General features: G+C 71.1%; 20 protein-coding genes and 1 tRNA gene. 8 read left to right on the forward strand and 13 right to left on the reverse strand.

Annotation, left to right across the window (positions count from 1 at the left end):
- Positions 1-28: 28 nt before the first annotated feature.
- From AB0877_RS17790 to AB0877_RS17800, 3 genes are read right to left on the reverse strand one after another with little or no spacing between them, the layout of a single operon-like run.
- Positions 29-1,504 carry a protein phosphatase 2C domain-containing protein gene (locus tag AB0877_RS17790; protein WP_366609940.1) on the reverse strand — a complete coding sequence of 492 codons (1,476 nt, stop codon included), beginning with the start codon at positions 1,502-1,504 and terminating at the stop codon, positions 29-31.
- A complete protein-coding gene (locus tag AB0877_RS17795; RefSeq protein WP_366609941.1) occupies positions 1,501-1,986 on the reverse strand; it encodes an FHA domain-containing protein in 486 nt (161 codons plus the stop codon). The genes AB0877_RS17790 and AB0877_RS17795 overlap by 4 nt, the downstream gene beginning before the upstream one ends.
- A gap of 6 nt (positions 1,987-1,992) precedes the next feature.
- Positions 1,993-2,781, reverse strand: coding sequence for a DUF3662 and FHA domain-containing protein (locus AB0877_RS17800; protein ID WP_007454122.1), 789 nt, complete (start codon positions 2,779-2,781; stop codon positions 1,993-1,995).
- A 206-nt stretch (positions 2,782-2,987) separates the two neighbouring features.
- Between AB0877_RS17800 and AB0877_RS17805 the strand changes: the two genes are divergently transcribed.
- The 3 genes from AB0877_RS17805 (at position 2,988) to AB0877_RS17815 (ending at position 5,056) form a co-directional block, all read left to right on the forward strand.
- Positions 2,988-3,073: transfer RNA gene (locus AB0877_RS17805), tRNA-Leu, on the forward strand.
- A 64-nt stretch (positions 3,074-3,137) separates the two neighbouring features.
- The gene (locus tag AB0877_RS17810; protein WP_366609942.1) at positions 3,138-4,253 is read left to right on the forward strand and encodes an NAD-dependent epimerase/dehydratase family protein; all 1,116 of its coding nucleotides are present in this window, start codon (positions 3,138-3,140) and stop codon (positions 4,251-4,253) included.
- On the forward strand, positions 4,250-5,056 hold the full coding sequence (locus tag AB0877_RS17815; protein ID WP_366609944.1) for a WecB/TagA/CpsF family glycosyltransferase: 807 nt from the start codon (positions 4,250-4,252) through the stop codon (positions 5,054-5,056). The genes AB0877_RS17810 and AB0877_RS17815 overlap by 4 nt, the downstream gene beginning before the upstream one ends.
- 66 nt (positions 5,057-5,122) lie before the next feature.
- Here the strand turns inward: AB0877_RS17815 and AB0877_RS17820 are convergent, their stop codons facing one another.
- Positions 5,123-6,679: a S8 family serine peptidase gene (locus AB0877_RS17820; protein WP_366609946.1), complete on the reverse strand. Its 1,557-nt coding sequence runs from the start codon at positions 6,677-6,679 to the stop codon at positions 5,123-5,125.
- Positions 6,680-6,894: 215 nt separating this feature from the next.
- On the opposite strand from AB0877_RS17820, the gene AB0877_RS17825 reads away from it, so the two are divergent.
- The gene (locus tag AB0877_RS17825) at positions 6,895-7,497 is read left to right on the forward strand and encodes a hypothetical protein (RefSeq protein ID WP_366609948.1); all 603 of its coding nucleotides are present in this window, start codon (positions 6,895-6,897) and stop codon (positions 7,495-7,497) included.
- Here the strand turns inward: AB0877_RS17825 and AB0877_RS17830 are convergent.
- The 3 genes from AB0877_RS17830 to AB0877_RS17840 form a co-directional block, all read right to left on the reverse strand.
- Positions 7,465-7,863, reverse strand: a complete 399-nt coding sequence (locus AB0877_RS17830) for a hypothetical protein (protein WP_366609950.1) — start codon at positions 7,861-7,863, stop codon at positions 7,465-7,467. The genes AB0877_RS17825 and AB0877_RS17830 overlap by 33 nt on opposite strands.
- A 213-nt stretch (positions 7,864-8,076) precedes the next feature.
- Positions 8,077-8,298 (reverse strand): DUF397 domain-containing protein, encoded by a 222-nt coding sequence (locus AB0877_RS17835; RefSeq protein WP_366609951.1) that lies wholly within the window; start codon positions 8,296-8,298, stop codon positions 8,077-8,079.
- Positions 8,268-9,149, reverse strand: a complete 882-nt coding sequence (locus tag AB0877_RS17840) for a helix-turn-helix transcriptional regulator (RefSeq protein ID WP_091396372.1) — start codon at positions 9,147-9,149, stop codon at positions 8,268-8,270. Before AB0877_RS17840 ends, AB0877_RS17835 begins: the two co-directional genes overlap by 31 nt.
- Positions 9,150-9,776: 627 nt before the next feature.
- On the opposite strand from AB0877_RS17840, the gene AB0877_RS17845 reads away from it, so the two are divergent.
- Both AB0877_RS17845 and AB0877_RS17850 read left to right on the forward strand, forming a co-directional pair.
- A complete protein-coding gene (locus AB0877_RS17845) occupies positions 9,777-10,061 on the forward strand; it encodes a hypothetical protein (protein WP_091396374.1) in 285 nt (94 codons plus the stop codon).
- 97 nt (positions 10,062-10,158) lie between these two features.
- A complete protein-coding gene (locus tag AB0877_RS17850; protein WP_366609953.1) occupies positions 10,159-10,620 on the forward strand; it encodes a hypothetical protein in 462 nt (153 codons plus the stop codon).
- Positions 10,621-10,627: 7 nt separating this feature from the next.
- On the opposite strand, the gene AB0877_RS17855 is transcribed toward AB0877_RS17850, so the two are convergent.
- Both AB0877_RS17855 and AB0877_RS17860 read right to left on the reverse strand, forming a co-directional pair.
- Entirely contained in the window at positions 10,628-11,497 is an 870-nt protein-coding gene (locus tag AB0877_RS17855) for a PASTA domain-containing protein (RefSeq protein WP_366609955.1), read from the reverse strand.
- Between the two features lie 154 nt (positions 11,498-11,651).
- Entirely contained in the window at positions 11,652-12,332 is a 681-nt protein-coding gene (locus tag AB0877_RS17860) for a PASTA domain-containing protein (RefSeq protein WP_366609957.1), read from the reverse strand.
- A gap of 123 nt (positions 12,333-12,455) precedes the next feature.
- Between AB0877_RS17860 and AB0877_RS17865 the strand changes: the two genes are divergently transcribed.
- Positions 12,456-13,880, forward strand: a complete 1,425-nt coding sequence (locus AB0877_RS17865) for a hypothetical protein (RefSeq protein WP_366609959.1) — start codon at positions 12,456-12,458, stop codon at positions 13,878-13,880.
- Positions 13,881-13,917: 37 nt separating this feature from the next.
- Here AB0877_RS17865 and AB0877_RS17870 read toward each other — a convergent pair whose 3' ends face one another.
- Positions 13,918-15,396, reverse strand: coding sequence for a glutamate--cysteine ligase (locus AB0877_RS17870; RefSeq protein WP_366609961.1), 1,479 nt, complete (start codon positions 15,394-15,396; stop codon positions 13,918-13,920).
- A 312-nt stretch (positions 15,397-15,708) separates the two neighbouring features.
- Positions 15,709-16,290, reverse strand: coding sequence for a YceI family protein (locus AB0877_RS17875; protein ID WP_124858552.1), 582 nt, complete (start codon positions 16,288-16,290; stop codon positions 15,709-15,711).
- Positions 16,291-16,391: 101 nt separating this feature from the next.
- Between AB0877_RS17875 and AB0877_RS17880 the strand changes: the two genes are divergently transcribed.
- Positions 16,392-16,910, forward strand: coding sequence for a MarR family transcriptional regulator (locus AB0877_RS17880; RefSeq protein WP_366609962.1), 519 nt, complete (start codon positions 16,392-16,394; stop codon positions 16,908-16,910).
- 264 nt (positions 16,911-17,174) lie between these two features.
- On the opposite strand, the gene AB0877_RS17885 is transcribed toward AB0877_RS17880, so the two are convergent.
- Entirely contained in the window at positions 17,175-19,826 is a 2,652-nt protein-coding gene (locus tag AB0877_RS17885; RefSeq protein WP_366609964.1) for a helix-turn-helix domain-containing protein, read from the reverse strand.
- A 133-nt stretch (positions 19,827-19,959) separates the two neighbouring features.
- The gene (locus AB0877_RS17890) at positions 19,960-21,108 is read right to left on the reverse strand and encodes an acyl-CoA dehydrogenase family protein (RefSeq protein ID WP_238669691.1); all 1,149 of its coding nucleotides are present in this window, start codon (positions 21,106-21,108) and stop codon (positions 19,960-19,962) included.
- Between the last annotated feature and the right edge of the window lie 31 nt (positions 21,109-21,139).

Consider the following 21,139-nt stretch of genomic DNA (forward strand, 5'->3'; position numbering starts at 1 on the left):
GTGGAGTCCTCAGGATCTCAGCCGACGCTCACTCAGGAGACCGGCAGCCGGCCGGGTCGAGCGCCGGCGTGGCCGAGTCGGAGGGCGTGACGTCGGGTGTGGTGGTCGCGCCGGCCCCACCGAGAGCTGTGGTGGCACCGGCGGTCGGGCTTGCGCTGACAACCCCGTTGGGGGTCGGCGACGCGTTGGTGCTCGGGCTGCCGTTCGGGGTCGGTGTAGAACCAAGCGGCGTCGGCGTGGGCGTCGGCGTGTTGTCCCCGGTGGCGGTCGGGTCGAGCGGGCAGAGCGGCTTCAGGTTGGGGTTGCTCGGCGTGTCGCTGGTCAGCTCGGCGAGCTGACGCTCGGCGTCCGGCTCACTCTTCGCCCGGATGCCGACCTTGACGGTGTCCTGCGCGGCGACGGTGAGGTCGTCCAGGCGGGTGCCGCTACGGCGGTGCACGCTGGACAGGTCCATCCCGGCGATCTGACCCTGGACACCGCGGAAGACGGCGACCTGGCCCTCTTCGGTGGCCCCCACGTAGTACTGCCGCTGGGTGTACGTCCAACCGCCGAACGACGCACCGCCGACGATCACCAGCAGGGCCAGCGCCATGGCGGCGGTCCGGACCGGGCGTCGCTTCGGCCGGTCGGCGTCATCGTCGGAGGCTGCCGGCTCCTCGGGCGCGGCCGGACGCGGCGCGGAGAGTGCCGAGGCTCGGGCGGCCGGAGTCGAGTCGTCGGCGGAGGTCGCCATGCCCCGGTCCCGGGCGGCGGCGCCGCCCACGATCGGGGTCGCCTCGACGATGTCCTGGTCGGTGGCGTCGGCGATGATCACCGTGATGTTGTCCGGCCCACCGCCGCGCAGCGCGAGCTGCACCAGCCGTTCGACGCACTGCTGCGGGTCGGTGTACTCCCGCAGGGTCTCGCCGATGGTTTCGGCGCTGACCACACCCGAGAGGCCGTCGCTGCAGATCAGGTACCGGTCGCCGGGCATGACCTGGCGGACCGAGTATTCCGGGTCGATGTCCCGACCGTCGAGGGCGCGGGTGAGCAGCGACCGCTGCGGGTGGCTGCTCGCCTCCTCGGCGCTGATGCGGCCCTCGTCGACCAGCATCTGGACGTAGGTGTCGTCCTTGGTGATCTGCGCGAACTCGCCATTGCGCAGCAGGTAGGCCCGCGAGTCGCCAATGTGGACCATCCCCAGCTTGCTGCCGGTGAAGAGGGTCGCCGTCAGCGTGGTGCCCATCCCCTCCAACTGCGGGTTGGCGTCCACTGTGTCGCGGAGTTGTTGGTTGGCGGTGCCCACTGCCGAACGCAACGCGTCGACGAGAGCGTCCCCGGGGACGTCCTCGTCGAGCGGCGCCATGGCACCGATGACGATGTTGCTGGCGACGTCACCGGCGGCCATACCGCCCATGCCGTCGGCAACGGCGAGTAACCGCGGCCCGGCGTAGACGGAGTCTTGATTGCCGTCTCGGATCAGACCGCGGTCGCTGTGGGCCGCATAGCGCAGGGTCAGAGTCATGGCCGTAATTCGAGGGAAGTGCGGCCGATCCGGATCGGCACGCCGAGGGGGACGGGGGTTGGTCCGGAGACCTTAGCGCGATCGAGGTACGTGCCGTTAGTCGAGCCGAGGTCCTCGACGTACCACTGCCCCTCGCGCGGCACGAGCCGGGCGTGTCGCGCGGAGGCGTAGTCGTCGGTGATGACCAGGGTGGAGTCCTCAGCCCGGCCGATGGTGATCTGCGCTTCCCCGAGAGTGATTTTGGTGCCGGCCAGCTGACCGGCCGTCACCACCAGTTGGTGCGCCGCTCTGCCCCGTTTCACCTTCGCTGGCTTGGCCCCCTGCCCCGTCGAGGCGCCCACCGCGCGTGGCGCGGCCACCAGACGACCGGACCGGGCGCCCGCGAAGAGGTCCCTGCGGATCACGCCGACCACCGTGAACACGAAGATCCACAGCAGGATCAGGAACCCGAACCGGGCAACGGTGATGACCAGTTCCGGCAAGGCGGGTCAGCCGTCCACGCGGAAGGTCAGCGTCGTCGTCCCGAGCTGGACCATGTCACCGGGGTTGAGCGCGACGGCGGAGACCCGCTGCCCGTTCACCATGGTGCCGTTGGTCGAACCCAGGTCGGTCAGCACGACCTGGCCGCCGTCGAAATCCAGCCGGGCGTGTCGCCGGGAGATGCCGACGTCGGGCAGACGCAGGTTGGCCTGGTCACCGCGACCGATCACCGTCGACCCCATCTGAAGGGGGTAGGTGCGACCGTCGCCGGAGACGAGCCGCACGTTGCGACCGCCACCGTGGCCGGGCGGCGGGCCGTAGCCACCGCCCTGGTCGTACGCGGGGTAGGCGGGCGGGCCGGCGTCGTAGCCGGGTGCCGACACCGGGGCGACCTCGCCGCCGGTGTAGACCTCGGCCGTGACACGGAACATGCCCGTGTCCAGGCCCTCGCCTCGCTCGATCTCGACGATCACGTCGCCGTAGACCGTCCACGCCTGCTCGCCGATGAACTCCGCCTGCGACTGGGCCAACTCCTGGGCCAGCGCGGCGGCGTACGGCGCCAGCCGACTGTGGTCGAACGGCGAGAGATCGATCACGTAGCGGTTGGGCACCAACGTGCGCCCACCGGCCAGGATCGCCTTGTGCGCCTCGGCCTCCCGCTGCATGGCGTTGAGGATCTCCACGGGGTGGACCACCCCTTTGAAGACCTTGGCGAAGGCCCCTTCTACCAGGCCTTCCAGACGCTTCTCGAAGCGTTGCAGCACGCTCACCGGCTCCTCCTCGGGTCCCGAGGACATGATGGTATCCGGCCGGCGCGCGCGCAGCTCACACGCCGCTCGGCCGGCTGCTCTCGACCCGCTCGGAAGGGTCGGGATTGTCGTGCTAATCTTTCGTCCGCCACGAACGGTAATCGTTCGGGGCGAGCGTCAGGGACAGCGTAGTATTCCCGAGGCCCGTTGGAGACAGCGGGGCCGGGCAGCTAGAGTGTTCCGGGTTGTGCCACGGGGATGTGGCGGAATGGCAGACGCGCACGGTTCAGGTCCGTGTGCCCGAAAGGGCGTGGGGGTTCAACTCCCCCCATCCCCACCAACGACGAGGGCTCCGCATCATGCGGGGCCCTTCCGTCATATCGGGGCGTGCTGGACGTCACGCTATGCTCCGATGGATTCTGCCTCCGATGGACCAGGAGTGGCGTGTGAGTGTCGCGTTGGTGACAGGGTCGGGTGGTCTGATCGGCTCCGAAGCGGTCCGGCATTTCGCCGGCCTCGGTCTGGACGTCGTCGGCATCGACAACGACATGCGCCGGTACTTCTTCGGCGAGGACGGCTCCACCTCGTGGAGCCTGGAACGGCTCGGCCGTGATCTGGGTAACGCCTACACCCACTTCGCGGTGGACATCCGGGACCGGGACGGCCTGGAGCAGGTGTTCAAGAAGTACGGCTCGGACATCGCAGTGGTGATCCACAGCGCTGCCCAACCGAGCCATGACTGGGCGGCCAAGGAGCCGTACACGGACTTCGACGTGAACGCCGGCGGCACACTCAACATCCTGGAGAACACCCGCCGGCACGCGATCGACGCGCCGTTCATCCACTGCTCGACCAACAAGGTGTACGGCGACCGGCCCAACAGCCTGCCGCTCGTCGAGTTGGAGACCCGGTACGAGCTGCCCGAGGACCACCGCTGGTACCAGGGCATCACCGAAGAGATGTCGATCGACCACTCGCTGCACTCGGTCTTCGGTGCCTCCAAGGTCGCCGCAGACGTGATGGTCCAGGAGTACGGGCGCTACTTCGACATGAAGACCGCCTGCTTCCGGGGCGGCACACTGACCGGCCCGGCGCACTCCGCCGCCGAGCTGCACGGGTTCCTCGCCTACCTGATGCGCTGCGTCATGGAGGGCCGGACGTACAACCTCTTCGGCTACAAGGGCAAGATGGTCCGGGACGCGATCCACTCGCACGACGTGCTGACCGCGTTCGAGGCGTTCTTCCGGGCCCCCCGATCCGCGGAGGTCTACAACCTCGGTGGCGGCCGGCACTCCAACACCTCGCACATCGAGGCGTTCCGGATCGCGGAGGAGATCACCGGCCGCGAGGCGCGGATCAACTATGTCGAGCAGAACCGCACCGGTGACCACCAGTGGTACGTGAGCAGCATGGCCCGGTTCGAGGCGCAGTATCCGGACTGGAAGATCACCTACGACGTGCCGACGATCCTGCGGGAGATCTACGAGGCCAACGTGGACAAGTGGGTGGCCCAGCCGTGAGCGCCCGGACGAAGCGCAATGTGCTCGGCGTCCTGGTCGACGCCACCGACTACGCCACGGCGACCGACGCGGTGGTGACCGCGGCACACGAACGGCGTCCCCTCGCGCTGACCGCGTTGGCGGTGCACGGTGTGATGACGGGGGTGCTCGACCCGGCGCACAACGCGCGGCTCAACTCCTTCGACGTGGTGACGCCGGACGGGCAGCCGGTGCGGTGGGCGCTCAACCTGCTGCACCACGCGGGGCTCAGCGACCGGGTGTACGGGCCGACCCTGACCCTGCACGTGCTGTCGCGCTTCGCCGACGAGGGGCTACCGGTCTACCTGTACGGCTCGACCGAGGAGACCCTCGCCCGGTTGATCCCGGCCCTGGAGCGGATGTTCCCGGCGCTGAAGATCGCCGGGGTGGAGCCGTCCAAGTTCCGTGCCGTCCAACCCGGTGAGGACGCCGAGATCGCCGACCGGATCCGTTCCAGTGGCGCCCGGTTGGTGCTGGTCGGGCTCGGCTGCCCGCGCCAGGAGGTCTTCACGTACGCCATGCGGCCGCTGCTCGACATGCCGCTGATGGCGGTCGGCGCGGCCTTCGACTACCACGCCGGGCTGCTGCGCCAGCCCCCGCCGTGGATGCAGCGCGCCGGCCTGGAGTGGTTCTGGCGCCTCGGTCTGGAGCCGAAGCGGCTCTGGCGCCGCTACGTCATCCTCAACCCGGCCTACCTGAGCCGGCTCGCCGCGCAGAAGGTCGGCCTGTGGAAGGCCCGTCCGCCGGCCCCGGCCACCGAGCGGCCGGCCACCTTCTCGGTCTGAGTCCGATCCGTACGACGCGAGGCCCCACCCGGAGTGCCGGGTGGGGCCTCGGTCGTGGGAGACCGCTCAGACGGTCAGAGTCCAGGTGTTGATGTAGCCGGTGTCAGCCGAGTAGGTGTCCCGCACCTGGAGGCGCCAGATGCCGTCGGCGGCCTCACCGGACACGTTGACCGTGTACGTGGCGTTCACGTTGTCGGCGCTGTCCGAGGTACTGCTGTTCTTCAGCCGGTACGAGCTGCCGTCCGGGGCGAGCAGGTCGATGACCAGATCACCGCGGTAGGTGTGCACGATGTTCACCGCCACGGTGGAGGCCGAGGAGGCGTTGCGACCGCAGCCGGAGATGGTGATCGAGCTGGTCACCGCCGAGCCGGCGTCCGGGATCGAGACGTCGGTGCCGTTGGTGCCGGTGCAGCCGGTGGGCGGCGGCGGGGTGCTGCCGGTACCCACGTAGAGCAGCAGGTTCGGTGAGCCCGAGCCGGGGTTGCTCACCACGTTGGGCGTGGCGTTGGCCACCAGTTGGTTGCGGACCTGAGCCGGGGTCCAGGTCGGGTTGGCGCTGGCCACCAGGGCCGCCGCTCCGACCACGTGCGGGGTGGCCATCGAGGTGCCGCTGATCGTGTTGGTGGCGGTGTTGCTGGTGTACCAGGCCGAGGTGATCGACGAGCCGGGCGCGAAGATGTCGAGGCAGGTGCCGACGTTGGAGAACGACGACCGGGCGTCCGAGCTGGTCGTCGAGCCCACAGTGATGGCTTCCGTGGTGCGCGCCGGCGACGTGTTGCAGGCGTTCGCGCCGTTGTCGTTGCCGGCCGCCAGGCCGTACGTGACACCCGAGGCGATCGAGTTGCGGACGGCGTTGTCCAGCGAGCTGTTCGCGCCGCCGCCGAGGCTCATGTTCGCCACCGCCGGCTTGATCGCGTTCGCGGTGACCCAGTCGACGCCGCCGATCACACCGGCGTTGGTGCCACTGCCGGAGCAGTTCAGCACCCGTACGCCGACGAGCTGGACGGCCTTGGCCACCCCGTACGCGGACCCGCCCACGGTGCCGGCCACGTGCGTGCCGTGCCCGTTGCAGTCGTCGGCCGACCCGCCGTCCACCGCGTCGTAGCCGGAGGTGGCCCGACCGCCGAAGTCGCTGTGGGAGAACCGGATGCCGGTGTCGATGATGTAGGCGTGCACGTTGCTCGCCGTGTTCGGGTAGGTGTAGGAGCGGTCCAACGGCAGGTTGCGCTGGTCGATCCGGTCGAGGCCCCAGGAGGGCGGGTTGGCCTGGGTGCCGGAGATCGAGACGGTGTGGTTCTGCTCGACGTACGCCACATCCGGGTCGGCCGCGATCCGCGCCGCCGCGCGTGCGTTCACCTTGGCCTCGAAGCCGCGCAGCGCCGCCCCGTAGGTGCGGGCCACGGTGCCGCCGTGACGGCCGGAGAGCCGCTTCGCCGTGTCGCCGACCCGGTCCCGGGCCACGGCGCTGTCCTTGAGTACGACGATGTAGCTGTCCGGCACGGCGGTGGCTCCGCCGGCGGCCCGAACCACACCCACGGGTTCGGCGGCCAGGGCCGGGGTACCGACGGCCAGCACGGTCGCCGCAGCCACCCCGATCAGTACGGACCTTCGTGGAAGACCCATTTCCTACCTCCCTCTGACCGGTGGTGGAACGTGACCACCGGTCCAACATCAATCGACACTCGCCGATCTAGCTGAGGGTAAGTCAGCCGTCGGTCAGTTGAACATGTCGAAACGGCCATACCTTCGAGTGATGACCCCCTACGGGCCCGGCGTCCGGGGCGAACGGGGGGCACGCCCGGATTCGCTCCGCCCGGATTCGGGAAAGACTCTCGAACATGGAGAGTCAGCTCACCATCCTGCTTCCGGTCGCCGCCGTCTGGCTGGCCGCCGGCGTCGTTGCCGACGGCCTTCCCCGGCTGCGCAACACCCGCATCCTGCGTCGGCGTACCGGATGGTTGCTGGTGCTGGCCCTCACCGGCGTGGCGCTCACCGCCGCCGTGCTCGGCGGCGGGCTGTTCAGCGCCGGCACCGCGCCGATCGACCGGGCCGCCGCCGGGCTCACACTGGCCGCCGGCCCGGCGCTCGTGGCGACAGCCTGCTCGGTACGACGGATCCGCCGGCTGTGGGCCGGCGCGGGCGCGTTCGCCAGTGCCCCCGCCACCCCCGCGCCGCACGGGCTGCGCGCCGCCGCGGCCCACCCGCTCGTCGGGCTGCCACTACAGGTCACCGCCCTGGCCACGGTGCCGGCATTGATCGCCGCCGCCGCCGGCACCGACCTCGGGGCCGATCCCGGCGTCACCGGGCCGGCGATCACCGTGGGCGCACTTGCGGTGATCGTCATCGGGGTCCGGCACGCGCTACGCCACAACCGCCTCGCGGAGCGGGCCCAGCCCGCCGTCGCAGGGTCAACGCGGGCGGCTGGCGCTCTGCACGTATAGCAGTTCCAGGATCGACCTGGTCGCCTCGAACCAGCGGTCCAGCCAGTCCTGCGAGGGCACTGTGCCCTTCGGCGGCAACTCCATCAGCAGACCACGCAGCAACGGGTGGTCCGCCAGGGACTCGGCCGGCTCCATCGGCCAGCCCGCCGGCGGGAACGACGGCTCGATCAGCGGGTTCGGGTCCAGTGAAGGCAGCGACAGCGGAGGATCCGTCGTCTCGGACGCGTCCTCCCGCCCGCTCAACTCCTGGTCGGTCGAGACCACCTCGGTCAGAACCGTGTCCCGACGAGCGCCGCGGTACTTGCCACCGAACCGCTCCGGCTTGGCCGGACCGGTGGTGAGGTTGTCTGAACCGATCGTCGTCATCCGTCTCGCCTACTCGCTCGGTTGCGGGTCGGTGCGGCGGGTCGTCGACCAGCGCCGTACCGACCGGTTCAACGAGACGGGGACGCTCTGGCGACGGGAATCCCGACGGAACCTGGTCGACTCCTGCCGCGACGCGGCAGCGAGCCGCGCCTACCGCGGACGTGGCAGAGTCCCCGTCCGGCGAACCGGACGGGGACTCCACTGACCAGTCGGTCAGACCGCGCCGAACACACCACCCCGGGTGCCTGAAACGAAGGAGTGCCAGTCACCCGGTGCGAAGACCAGGGCGGGGCCCGCCTTGTCCTTCGAGTCCCGCACTCCGACCGCGCCCGTCACGTACGCCACCTCCACGCAGTTGTCACAGTTCGGCCCGCTCTTCGAGCTCTTGAACCATGCTGCCTGCGTCAGGTCCACGGGGAACCCTTTGGTCGCCATTTCCACAACGGCTCCTCTGCCAGTTTTGCGATGTGTGCGACGGACTCCTCCGGACGTATGGCCGCAGCGCGGATGTGATCGAAGATGAAGCTGTACTTCTGTAGTTCGTCGCTCTTCTCGAGGAAGAGCCCACCCGTGGCGTTCTCCGCGTACACAACATCCGGATCACCGGGCTCAGGGAAGCTGAGGATCGTGAACGTGCCGTCCATGCCGGCATGCGCACCCACCTCGAAGGGCAGGATCTGCAGCGTCACGTTCGGCAACTCGGCCACCTCGACCAACCGCTTGAGTTGACCGCGCATCACCTCGTCCCCGCCCACCGGCCGACTTACCACCGCCTCATCGAGCACCACCCACAGATCGACCGGATCGTCCTGGGTCAATAACGACTGACGGCCCAGACGGACACGCACTCTTTGATGTACCTGATCGGCGGTGAAGTCCGGCCGAGCGGCACGGATCATGGCACCGGCGTACTCCTCGGTCTCCAGAAGACCCGGAACGACCTGCTGTTCGTACGCCCGGATCGAACTGGCCGCCGCCTCCAGCCCGACGTACGCGCCGACGAGCACGGTGCTGTAGGGGTGCCACCAGCCCTTCTGGCGCGCTTCCCGGGCGATCTGCACGAGCTCGTCGCTCTCGGCGCCGACGACGCCGTAGATCCGCAGCATGTCCCGCACGTCGCGTGGGGTGGCCGTGGTGTGCCCGGTCTCGATCCGGGAGACCTTGGAGGCCGAGCATTCCAACTGTTCGGCGACCACCTCGATGGTGATTCCGGCGGACTCCCGCTGGCGACGCAGCTCGGCCCCGAGCCGCCGCCGTCTGATGGTGGGACTGCGCCGCTCACTCATCGCGCAACCCCGTGAGTCACTGGTCTCCGCCGCTGGCTGCTCGACCCCACTCGGGCTACCTCCGGTAACGCGCCACTGGGTGACACCCGCCGGGGGCGCGACCGTCGACCGGCGAGCGTTCGCGACGAAGGGGAGTGGTGCCGGTCCTCGGCCGGCCGCGACGGGCGAAACCGGTCCCCAGTCTGCCGCCCGGACGCGGATGGCTTCAATAGGCCTTTCGCGCGACACGCTCACGTATCGGCAAAAGTCGACGTGCAACTTGCATGAAGCACGTCCCTGATGCACTCTGTCCGTATGGCTCGGATCACTCAGCGTCTCCGTCCGGTCCCTCGGAGTGGTGACCCCACCGCCTCGGGGAAGCCGGGCACGACGCGGGCCCGGCCGACGACAACGCGACCTGCTCCGGGGTAAGGACCCCGCCGCTGCAAGCCGGCAAGCTGCGGCGGCGGGCGCGGTCCCGGAAGCAACCGGGTGGTGGTCGGGTGACGGCACGTCACCAGCGGGGTACGGCCCGACCACCGCCATCCGCACCACCGGTTCACGAGGCACGACCCCGTCACCGGCCGAGACGTCCCTCGTTCAGGCACCGCCGGCGCCACCGCCGGCCGATCCTCCCCAGGAGCCCATGTGCTTCCCCGTACCGGTGACGTACTGCATGTGACACGCGCGGCGAGTGTCCAGTTCCTCCGGCCGATCAAGTTCCGGGTGATCCGGGTCCTCGACTGGCCGACCTATGACGGCTGGCTCTGGCTCGACGGCTACGAGTTGAACGCCGCGGGCGACGCTGTCACCCGACGGTCGATCTTCGTTCAGCGGGAAGGGTTGCAGCAACTGCAGGCCGCCCCCGAACCTCGTCCGCACACCGTGCGGGCCCGCCGCCCGGTCGCGCGTACGCCGCTCCGGGTGGGCTGACCAACCCGAACCGCCGCCGGTGGGCATGCCGTCGCCATAGAATCGGTACGCCCACCCCGGCACGTTCCACCCGCTCGTCCAGGACCCTGACCCTGGGATGGTCATGGTCAATCAGCCCGCCCTGCGGCGGCACCACCGCTCCCGTATCGCCTATGCCTTCGGACTCCTCGCCCTGCTCGGGGCGATGGCGACACTCCTGGTCCTCGTCCGCGACCCGGCGATGTCGTCCACCCGGCTGACCGCGCCGGTGCCCGCACCGGAGATCACCGTGCTCGACTCCGACCCGCCGACGGGCGACGGTCAGTCGGTCGACGAGAAACCCGGCTGGACCGACACCGACTCCCCGGCCGACCGGGCTGATGGCACCGACCGGACCGGGCCGGTGTCCGGCCTCGGTGCCGGCGGCCAGTCCGACGGCCGTCAGGAACTCACCGAGGCCGCTCCGGCTGGGCACAGCGCCACGGACATCCGCCATTCCCTGTTCTGGTCCGGCATCTTCGGCCTCGCCATCTCACTGGCCGGCATCGGCCTCGTCGGCACCCGCCGCCGAATGTGGTGACCAGCGGTCACGCCGTGCTCGTCACAGTGGGGCTCGGTGTGGTCGGGCTCGCCCCGGTCGAGGGCGGGGCCTGGGAGATGATCAACAACACCTCGTCATCGGTGGAGACCGACGTGCCGGCCTCCGGCTCGGTGCCCACCACGGTCCCGGGTGGCAACTCCGACGGGCGGTACACCACCCGGTAGGTCAGGCCGAGCCGCGCCAACAGCCCCTCGGCGGTGGCCTGCGGCAGGCCGGCGAGCGGTGGCACCGGCAGTTCCTCCGGCGCGTCAGTGGTCGGCGAGCTGCTCGGTGACTCGCTGGTGGGCGCCGCCGACGTGGCGGCTGCGCTGGTCGGCTGGGCGCTGGGGGCGGTGGTCGGCGGAGGCGACGGGGTTGGTCCGCGATCGTTCCGGTCGTCGTCCTGCTGGGCGAGCACCAACCAGAGCGCGCCTCCGAGCAGGCCGGCCAGCAGCAGCGCCAGTACGCCCCAGAGAATCGGGGACCACCACCGCCGACCGCCCTGCTCCTCGACGTACCACTCACCGCCGACGTCATCCGGTCGGGGCGAACGCACCTCGGCCCGACCGGCCCAGGCCGGCGGTATCGGCGCCGTCCGGTCGGCCGGCGGGCCCGGCCGCGTGCCGGCGGACCGGTCGATCGGCATGGTCTGGTCGGCCGGCGGGCCCGGCCGGGTGCCGGCGGACCGGTCGATCGGCATGGTCTGGTCGGGCGAAAGATCGGGACGGGCCGGGACGGTTCGGTCGATCGGTGCCGTCTCGTCCGGTCCGGCGGCAGCGGGCCCGGTCGGGGCCGGCCGATCAGGGGCCGAGGGCAGGGGTCGGGTCCGGTCGTCGTCGTGCTCGTCGGCGGGAGGCTCCTGGCGGTCGTCGCTCATCGCACGTCCTTTCCCGAACCCGGACGGGCGTCATGGCCCTCGACCGCCAACCTAGTCGCCCACAGCACCATCGGTGGGGATCAGCGTGCCGAGCCGCGCCGGCTGTCGGCAAGACGGACGGGTACCGCCGAGAGGCGCGAACCCCGTCCCGGAATCAGGGAGTGGGTTTCGGGGTCGGCTGGCCGTCGGAGCCACACCAGATGCTGACCTGGTCGTTCCACAGGGCCGGGCCGTCCTCGGCGGGCTCCTGCCGACTGACCTTTCCAGTACGTCCGCTGAGGTAGCGCGGGTAGAGGCCCTCGTCGACCAACTCGTCGGCGGCATCGGCGCAACTCTCGCCGACCACGTCCGGCACCTCGGCGGCCGGTGCCGGCCCCGCGACCTGTAGTTGCACCGTCGTCCCCCGGGCGACCTCGGTGCCCACGTCCGGCGTGGTGCTCTCGACCGTGCGGCCGACGCCGCCACCGAAGACCAGCCGCCAGCCGAGCCGCTGCTTGCGCAGCGTCTCCCGGGCCTGCTCGAAGTCGGTGCCGATCACCGGCGGCACGGTCAGGCCGGCCGCCTTGGTCGGGGTCGCGGAGGTCTGGACCGCCGACGGCGTCGGCCGGCCGCTGCTCGGCCGGGGTGCGGTGGGCCGGGTGGTCGACGCGCCAGCCGTGGTCGCAACGGCCAGCGGTTCACCAGCGGATGGCTCTTCCTCACCGGCCAGCAACCAGCCGCCGGTCGCACCCACGGCGGCGAGCAGCACCGCCGCCAACCCGCCGCCGAGCACGACGCTGGCCCGGCCCGCACCGCCACCGGCGGCATTCCGCTGACCCGTGTTCGTGTCCGTCATAACGCCCACCGCCTCATCACCGGCGACCGTACCGCCCGCCGCCCAACCCGCCCGCACCGGCGGTCCACACCGGCGGGTCCTTGCGACTCGCCGGGCCGACGACGGGACGCTACGCTGCCCGGCATGGCCAGACAGGGCTGGGGAGTGTCGATCGCGACGGCGATCGGGGTCGCTGCCGGCGCGGGCGCCGCACAACTGGGCTTCGGCTACGGGCTCGGCGTCATCACCTGGACGCCCACCGATGCCGGCGCGACCGACACAGCCTGGGCGGACGGCCTCGCCTGGGCCACCTGGCTCGCCGCCAGCTCGACGGTCCTCGGCGCGGTCTGCGCGCAGCGGCTGCACCACCGCAACGCCCCGGCGAAGACAGTGATCCCGCCGGGAACCTCGCTGGACGATGCCGCCCCTCACGAGGGCCTGCGACTCGACGAGCGGCGGCCGGAGCACGCCAGCGGTGTCGACGCGCCCGCACCGGTCGTCGACACCGCCCACCCGGAGCAGACGGGCACGCCACCAGCGGCCGCCGAGCCGCCGGTCAACGACGGCCTGCTGCGCCGGGTGGCAGTGGCGCTTGGCGCCGGGCTGGGCGGGCTGGTCACCGTCCTGTTGATCGCGGTACCCGCGCGGGTCGCGACCGGCGCGGACACCGGCACCCCACAACGCACGGCTGCCGTACAGGCGACGTTGGGCATCCTGATCGGCGTCCTCGTCGCGATCTGGGCGCTTCGCTCCCGAGCCGCCGCGGTCAACGTGACAGCGACGGCCGCCTGGCTCTGGCTGCTCGCGGTGATCTCCGTCATCGACGGGGTACGCGTCGGACGGGGGCTGACCGGTGCGCAACTCGGAACCTGGCAGTTCGACCCGGACCACGCCCGGTACTGGATCGGGGGCCAGCTCTACTGGCCCGGTGCGCTGCTGGCACTGGTGCCCGCGCTGCTGATCGGCGTACTGGCCGCCCGGCGGTCCGCCCGCTCGGGCGGACACCGGGTGGGTGCGGCGGCCTCCGGCGCGGCGGGCCCGGTGCTCGTCGCGCTCGCCTACCTGACCACCCTGCCGCACTGGTCGACGCTGGGCCCCGCGCAGTTGTCCACCCAGCTGATCGCCCCGTACGCGGTGATCGCTGGTATCGGCGGCTCGGTGCTGGCCGCCCGCCTCGGTGAGCGGAGCGACCGGAACCGCCCGGCCGAACAGAGCCGCCCGGCCCGGCGCAGCGCCGTCGCTCGGGACGCGGTGACCGACCCGGCCCCGGTGACCGGGAGCGAGCCCGCGCCGCCGCTCTCCGACTCGACGACCGAACCCACGGCGTCAACTGCCGGAGCCTCGGCCTCGACGGCCGCAACCACGGGGCGACGCAGGAGGGCCAGCGTTCCGTCGCAGATGCCCAGGACGGGCTCGCTGCCGGGCGAAGCCACCGCCGCACCGCAGGTGCCCGCGCCGCGTACGGACCCTGACCACACGGATCCGACCCCTCCCGCCGGATCCACGACGGAGGACCCGGCACCGGGCAGCCGCCGCACCCGCGCAGCCCGCCGCCCCACCACTGACTGAACGCCGCCCGCCCCTGTTGAAAGGGGGTGGACGGGGGTCAGGTGGTCGGCCAGGTGTGGACGGGCTCGTTGGTGCGCTGGAGTTCGGCGTAGCGCTGGACCATGTGGTGCAGGGCGGCCGTCCGGTCCATGCCGTGGTGCCGCTCTGCCGCCCAGACCGCCTCGGTCTGCCAGACGGCGCCGTTGCGGCCGGTACGGCAGCGCTGCTCGATGATGTTGAGCAGCCGGTCCCGCTGCGCCGGGGCGACGCCGAACCCGTCCAGGCCGGTGGCGGCGGTGGGCAGTAGTTGGTCCAGCACCAGCTTGCTGACCGGCACGTCGCCGAGCCCGGGCCAGTGCAGCACGGCGTCGAGGCCACGTCGGGCGGCGGCGTGGAAGTTCTCCTCGGCGGAGCTGAAGGTGAGTTGGCTCCAGATCGGACGGTCGGCCTCGGCCAGGCCGCGTACCAGCCCGAAGTAGAAGGCCGCGTTGGCCAGCATGTCCACCACGGTCGGACCGGCCGGCAGCACCCGGTTCTCCACCCGCAGATGGGGTCGGCCGTTCATGATGTCGTAGACCGGGCGGTTCCACCGGTAGACGGTGCCGTTGTGCAGCCGCAACTCCCCGAGCTGCGGCACACCGCCGGCGTGCAGGACCTCCACCGGGTCCTCGTCCTCGCAGATCGGCAGCAGCGGCGGGAAGTACCGGACGTTCTCCTCGAACAGGTCGAAGATCGAGGTGATCCACCGTTCGCCGAACCACACCCGCGGCCGCACGCCCTGGGCCTTCAGCTCGTCCGGACGGGTGTCGGTGGCCTGCTGGAACAGGGCGATCCGCGTTTCGGCCCACAGTTGGCGGCCGTACAGGAAGGGGCTGTTCGCCCCGACCGCCACCTGCACCCCCGCGATGGCCTGGGAGGCGTTCCAATAGTCGGCGAAGCTGTCCGGGGCGACCTGGAGGTGGAACTGGAGGCTCGTGCAGGCCGCCTCGGGGGCGATCGAGTCGGTGTGCGTGCGCAACTGCTCGACGCCGCGGATGTCCAGCTCGATGTCCTCGCCCCGGGCGCCGACAATCTGGTCGTTGAGCACCCGGTAACGCTCGTTGGTGGACAGATTGTCCTCGACCAGGTGCCCCTCGGTGAGGGTGGGCAGGATGCCGACCAGGACGATCTTCGCGTCGGACCTGGCGGCACGCTCGTCGGCCCGGGTGAGGCTGCCGCGCAGGTCGTGTTCGTAGTCGGCGAAGCCGGTGCCCTCGATGAGTCGGGGCTCGGCGTTGAGTTCCAGGTTGAACTGCCCCAGTTCGGTCTGGAAGAGGGGGTCCGCGATGTCGGCGAGGATCTCCTCGTTGCGCATCGCCGGTTCGGCGGCCGAGTCGACCAGGTTGAGCTCGATCTCGAGGCCGGTCATCGGCCGGTCGGCGTCGAAGCCGAAGTCGTCCAGCATCAGGGCGAAGACGTCCAGGCACCGCCGCACCTTCTGCCGATATCGGACGCGATCATCCCGGGTGAAGGCGCCCTCTGAGACGTCCCTGCCCATGTGTCCTCCCGACGGCCGGCGCGGTCGGGATCATGCCGTCCCGGAAGCGCTTTGTGAAGCATCCACGGTAAGAGCGCCCACCTGACCGGGGCCAGAGGCCGACGGCGGTGATCCGACGTCGACCGGGCGGACGCGCTCGTGGCGCCATCTGTACCCCGTCGTCGACGGGCTGGACCCGAAAGCGGTGCGAACAACCCGTGACAATTACCACCACCAGTGGGAACGACGCAGGGCCCGCGCCGACGTGCGGCGCGGGCCCTGCGTACCGGATCGCCGGGAGGATTCCCCTGGCCCTCCGGCGATCCCCGGCGATCAGGCCTGACGAACGGCCTCGCCCTCGATCTCGATCTTGATCTTGCGGCTGACCAGCACGCCCCCGGTCTCCAGGGCGACGTTCCAGGTCAGGCCGAACTCCTCACGGTCGATCTCGGTGCTCGCGGAGAAGCCGAAGATGTCCTGGCCGAACGGGCTGCGGCCGACACCCTCGAACTCCACCTCCAGCTCGACCGGACGGGTGACGTCCTTGATGGTCAGCTCACCGGTGAGCACGAACTCGCTGCCGCGACGGGACTTGACCCCGGTGCTGCGGAACTCGAGCGTCGGGAACTTCTCGGCGTCCAGGAACTCGGGGCTGCGCAGGTGCGCGTCCCGGTCGGCCTGGGTGGTGTCGACGCTGGCGGCCTGAATGGTGGCGACGACCGACGACTGCAGCGGGTCCTCGGCGACGGTGATGGTGGCGGTCGCGTCGTTGAACTCACCGCGAACCTTGCTCACCATCATGTGCCGGGCAACGAAGCCGACCCGCTTGTGCGCCACGTCGAGCGCGTAGGTGCCGGCCGCCGGGATGGTGAGGCCGTCCCAGTCGCGGGTAACCGTCTCGATGCTGCTGGTCATGCTGCTGTCCTCCAGGGGGGATTGTTTAATAGCCCAACGACTGCCTGAGCAACTATAACCGCAACAATATTCCCGGTGTCAAGCACTGGTATGATGAACGGGTGACCAACGTCTTCGACGATCCCCGGATCACCGCCGTCGGCCTGCTCTTCGAGGCACACGCCGGGCTGTCCGCCCGGTTCAACGCCCAACTCGAGGAGCACGGCCTCTCCGCGGTCGAGTTCGAGGTCATCACGCGACTGGCCCGCTCGCCGGGCAACCAACTACGCATGACCGACCTTGCCGCACAGACCTCCCTGTCGACAAGCGGCGTGACCCGCGTCGTGGACCGGATGGAGCGCGACGGGTTGCTGACCCGCCGGGCCTGCCCGAACGACCGCCGCAGCTCGTACGCGGTGGTCACCGCCGCCGGGATGCAACGCCTCAACGAGACGCTGCCCGGGCACCTACAGATGATCGAGCAGTGGTTCACCGGGCAACTCGACCCAGATGCGCTGGTGGCACTCCTGGACGGGTTGCGCCGCGTCCGCGACGCCGCCCATCCGTGCGCCACCGCCGGCAGTGACGACGTCAGCCCGGAGCAGGCCGCCGCAACGGACGACGCCACCCGACGGCGTTGACCACCACCACCCGTCATCGGGCGGCGGCAGCGGCAGAAAGACCGGCAGAACTGATCCAGTCAAGTTGGAGGATTCGGTCCAAGCCGACTTTCCGCCACCCCAGCGGTGGCAGGCTTCCGGCACCGGGGATCACCGGGGGGTGACGGCGCGGGCGATCAGCGAGGGGTAGCACCAAAGGGGGCTCTTCGCCCGCGCCACTCTCCCGCCGCCCTCCGCTCCGGGCGAGCGCGGGGCTCGACCAGCTCCGGGCGAGCGAGCGCGGGGCTACTGAGCCGGTCCACCCCGGGCGGCGATCAGCGCGTAGAGCAGTCCCGACTCCTGCGGCAACAGCCGGATGCCGCTCTCCACACAGGCCCGGTCCAGTCGATCGAGCACCGACGGGTCCGCGGTGCTCGCAGCCAGGCCAACCAGCGCCTCCACCACGTCACGGCGATCCTGCCCCGCATGGTCGGCGGCGGACGCGAACCACTCGGCAGCCAACTCCCGGTCCCCCCGGTGCAGCGCCAGGTTCCCCTCGATCAGCGCACAGAGCCCGGCCTCCGGACCACCCCAGGCCAGCGCTTCGTCGTCCGAGCGCGGTCGCGGCACGGTCCGCCGCGCCGGCAGCGCCTCCCCGCCCCCGGCGCGCAACTCGGTGAGCACCGCGGTCGCGTCCGCGGCCCGCCCGTCCTGGGCGAGCGCCAACCCGACGGTCCCGAGCACCCGACGGCGACCCCCGGGATCACCCAACTCGGACAGGGCCGCGATCGCTCGTCGACCACGGTCGATGGCGTCCGCGTACCAGCCCTCCAGTCGGGCGACCTCGGCTCGATTGGCCCAACCCAGCACCCGCAGTCGCTGCTCCCCACTCTCGGCGGCGAGTCGGTCCACCGCGGCGAGTCGGCGGCGGGCCGCAGCCAGATCGCCAGCGCGGATCTCGTGCCAGGCGAGACTGTTCTGGGCCACCGCCAGGTCCCGGGTCCGCCCGTTGCGGGCGGCCAACCGCAGCAGCGCCTCGGCCTGCTCGCGAGCCTCATCCTGCCGCCGGACGGAGATCAGCAGGGTGCCGAGCACGTTCCGCGCCTCCAACTCCCCGGTGACGTCGCCGGCCCGTCGAAAGGTGTCCAACGCCGCACGGGCGGTCGACAACTCCTCGGCGCCAGCGCCGTGCTCTGCCGCCAGCCGGGCGACGCCGAGGGCGGCCCAGCCACGCAGGAGAGGATCGGCGTCGGCGGTGCGCGGGTCCGCCAGCAGCCGCCGCAACCACTGCCGCCCGACGACGTCGCGGCCGCGGAACCGCCACCAGCGGGTCAGACAGGCCGCCAGCCGCAGCGCCGTCAACGGGTCGTCGGTGGCCGCGTGGGCCAACGACGAGCTGATGTCGCTGCTCATCTCGTCCAGCCGGTGCACCGCGTCGGGTAACCGTGGGCCGATCAGGTCACTGGCGGTACGGGCGACCAGGCGCGCGATGACCTCCGCGTGTCGACGCCGGATACAGGTCAGCTCACCGCCACCGGCCGCCTGCTCGACGGCGTAGTCCCGGACAGCGTCGAGCAGCCGGAACCGGAACGATCCGGTTCCGCGTACGCTCAGCAGCCCCAACTCCACCAAGCGGTCCAACAGTGGAACCGGATCGATCGCCACGGTGCCGTCCCGGTCGGCCTCGTCGGCGAGCATCTCCTCGGCCAACTCGACCGACCAGCGGTTGCCGAAGACGGCCAGTTGCCGCAGTGCGGCCTGTTCATCGGACGCCAACAGCCGGTAGCTGAACGCCACCGCGTCCCGCAGGGTGACGGCGACCGAGAGCGCCGCACTGGTGTCGGGTCCGCTCCTCCGGGCGCCGAGCGCCTCCGGTGCGTCCCAGGCCGGCTGGGTGGACGCTTCCGCGGGCGTGGCCAGGTCGAGCACCCGGTCGCCGTACCTGTCGAGAAGTTCGGTGAGGTCGAGGAGACGGCCCCGGGCGGCCATCAGCTCGATGGCCAACGGCAGCCCGCCCAACCGGCGCACCAACGCGGCGAGCGCCGGCAGCTCAGCGGCGGTGGGCGGCTCCCGGCGGACCTGGGCGAGCCGGGCGGTGAACAACGCGACAGCCGGCCACGATTCGAGTCCGGAGTGCTCAGCCTCCGGTGGTGGCACGTCGAGGGGCGCGACCGGCCAGACCCGCTCGCCGGGCAACCCGACCGGGTGCCGCCCGGTGACCAGCACCCGCAGCGAGGGCAGCGCTCCGAGCAACCGGTGCAGGGTCGCGGCGACCGGGCCCGGGGCGCGCTCCACCGCGTCCATCACCAGCAGCGTCGGCCGCCCGGCGAGCAGCGCCACCAGTTCGGACAGGCGCGCCACGCCGAGCACGGACATCGAGGCGGCGAGCACGTCCGGACCGTCGGCGCCCTCGCCCACCAGTACTCCGGCGACACCGGCCGGGTGGGCGGCGGCGACCAGGTGCGCCACCGACGTCGCCAGGGCTGTCTTTCCGACGCCGGCCAACCCGACGAGGCTCACCAACCGGGGTCCTCGCTCCGCGGTCAGCATGTCGGCCAGCTCGGTGAGGTCGCGCTCCCGGCCGATCAACGCCACCGGCGGCGGGAGCGCGACCGACCTGTCGGCGGGGGTGGCGGCCGACGTGGCGTCGCCGCCGACCGCGATCGCCGTCGAGGTGGCGTCCGAGGCCGGTTCGGCGCCGGCGCCCCGGGCAGCGGCCAGGAACGCCGTCCGGCTGGTGCCGGTGAGCGCCAGCGCGCCGGCCAGCAGTTCCACAGTGGTGCGTTGTGGCCGGTTCGACCGGCCACGCTCCAGGTCACGCACCGTCCGCACACCCACCCCGGCCCGGGACGCCAGCTCGGCCTGGGTGAGGCCGGCGGCGCGTCGATGCCCGCGGAGCAGCTCCGGCAGGGCGGCACGTCCAGCCGGGCTCCGCGACCACTCATGATCCGGAGTCATGGGCTCGAAGAGTACGGATGGACTACGACCGTCGGCAGTCGAACGTCGGGCTACTGACGCCCGCTCGCCGAAACCCGACAGCCGTACGGACAGCCCGTCCGGGACGACCGGGCGATCAGTTCGGCTGGACCGCTCAGAGGCCCAGATCCCGAGCGATGATCATTCGTTGCACCTCGCTGGTGCCCTCGCCGATCTCCAGGATCTTGGAGTCCCGCCAGAACCGGGCCACCGGGTACTCGTTCATGAAGCCGTACCCGCCGTGGATCTGGGTGGCCTCCCGGGCGTTGTCCACGGCGATCGTGCTGGCATGCAGTTTGGCGATGGCGGCCTGCCGCTTGAACGGCTCGCCGGCCAGCATCCTGGCGGCAGCGTCGTAGTACGCCAGGCGAGCGGTGTGCGCCTTCAGCTCCATGTCGGCGATCTTGAACTGGATGGCCTGGTTGGCGCCGATCGGCTGACCGAAGGCGTGCCGCTCCTTCGCGTACTTGATCGACTCGTCGACACAGCCTTGCGCGAGGCCGACGGCGAGCGCGGCGATCGCGATCCGGCCCTCGTCGAGGATTCGCAGGAACTGCGCGAAACCCCGACCCCGGGCCCCGAGCAGGTTGGCGGCCGGCACCCGGCAGTCGTCGAAGGTCAGCTCGTGGGTGTCCGAGGCGGTCCAGCCCACCTTGGAGTATCCGGGCGCGACGGCGAAACCGGGCGTTCCGGTGGGCACGATGATCGTTGACAACTCCTTGGAGCCGTCCGGGTTCGTGCCGGTCACTGCGGTGACCGTGACCATGGCGGTGATGTCGGTACCCGAGTTGGTGATGAACGCCTTCGACCCGTTGATCACCCACTCGTCGCCGTCCAGCACCGCCCGGGTCTGGGTGCCGGCGGCGTCCGAGCCGGTGCCCGGTTCGGTGAGACCGAAGCCGGCCAGCGCCTCGCCGCTGAGCAGCCGGGGCAGCCAGGTCGCCTTCTGCTCCTCGGTGCCGAAGCGGTAGATCGGCATCGCGCCCAGCGAGACCGCCGCCTCCAGGGTGATGGCCACGCTGGAGTCGACCCGGGCCAGCTCCTCCAGGGCCAGGCAGAGCGCGAAGTAGTCGCCGCCCATGCCGCCGTGCTCCTCGGCGAAGGGCAGACCGAACAGGCCCATCTTGCCCATCTGCCGGATCACCTCGTACGGGAAGGTGTGCTGCTCGTAGTGCTCGGCGATGACCGGGGCGATCACCTCGCGGGCGAATTCCCGCACGCTCTCGCGCAGCGCCGCTTGTTCGTCGGTGAGCCGGAAGTCCATCTCATCCTCCTGTAAGGACGGTCCGCCCCGG

The sequence above is a fragment of the Micromonospora sp. NPDC047644 genome (assembly GCF_040704315.1).
In the GTDB taxonomy this organism is placed as follows: Bacteria; Actinomycetota; Actinomycetes; order Mycobacteriales; family Micromonosporaceae; genus Micromonospora.

Coding starts and splice junctions, on each gene's coding strand:
- AB0877_RS17790 (WP_366609940.1), bottom strand. CDS start 1,504: ATGACTCTGACCCTGCGCTATGCGGCCCACAGCGACCGCGGTCTGATC.
- AB0877_RS17800 (WP_007454122.1), bottom strand. CDS start 2,781: ATGTCCTCGGGACCCGAGGAGGAGCCGGTGAGCGTGCTGCAACGCTTC.
- AB0877_RS17810 (WP_366609942.1), top strand. CDS start 3,138: ATGCTCCGATGGATTCTGCCTCCGATGGACCAGGAGTGGCGTGTGAGT.
- AB0877_RS17820 (WP_366609946.1), bottom strand. CDS start 6,679: ATGGGTCTTCCACGAAGGTCCGTACTGATCGGGGTGGCTGCGGCGACC.
- AB0877_RS17825 (WP_366609948.1), top strand. CDS start 6,895: ATGGAGAGTCAGCTCACCATCCTGCTTCCGGTCGCCGCCGTCTGGCTG.
- AB0877_RS17830 (WP_366609950.1), bottom strand. CDS start 7,863: ATGACGACGATCGGTTCAGACAACCTCACCACCGGTCCGGCCAAGCCG.
- AB0877_RS17835 (WP_366609951.1), bottom strand. CDS start 8,298: ATGGCGACCAAAGGGTTCCCCGTGGACCTGACGCAGGCAGCATGGTTC.
- AB0877_RS17840 (WP_091396372.1), bottom strand. CDS start 9,149: ATGAGTGAGCGGCGCAGTCCCACCATCAGACGGCGGCGGCTCGGGGCC.
- AB0877_RS17850 (WP_366609953.1), top strand. CDS start 10,159: ATGGTCATGGTCAATCAGCCCGCCCTGCGGCGGCACCACCGCTCCCGT.
- AB0877_RS17855 (WP_366609955.1), bottom strand. CDS start 11,497: ATGAGCGACGACCGCCAGGAGCCTCCCGCCGACGAGCACGACGACGAC.
- AB0877_RS17860 (WP_366609957.1), bottom strand. CDS start 12,332: ATGACGGACACGAACACGGGTCAGCGGAATGCCGCCGGTGGCGGTGCG.
- AB0877_RS17865 (WP_366609959.1), top strand. CDS start 12,456: ATGGCCAGACAGGGCTGGGGAGTGTCGATCGCGACGGCGATCGGGGTC.
- AB0877_RS17870 (WP_366609961.1), bottom strand. CDS start 15,396: ATGGGCAGGGACGTCTCAGAGGGCGCCTTCACCCGGGATGATCGCGTC.
- AB0877_RS17875 (WP_124858552.1), bottom strand. CDS start 16,290: ATGACCAGCAGCATCGAGACGGTTACCCGCGACTGGGACGGCCTCACC.
- AB0877_RS17885 (WP_366609964.1), bottom strand. CDS start 19,826: ATGACTCCGGATCATGAGTGGTCGCGGAGCCCGGCTGGACGTGCCGCC.
- AB0877_RS17890 (WP_238669691.1), bottom strand. CDS start 21,108: ATGGACTTCCGGCTCACCGACGAACAAGCGGCGCTGCGCGAGAGCGTG.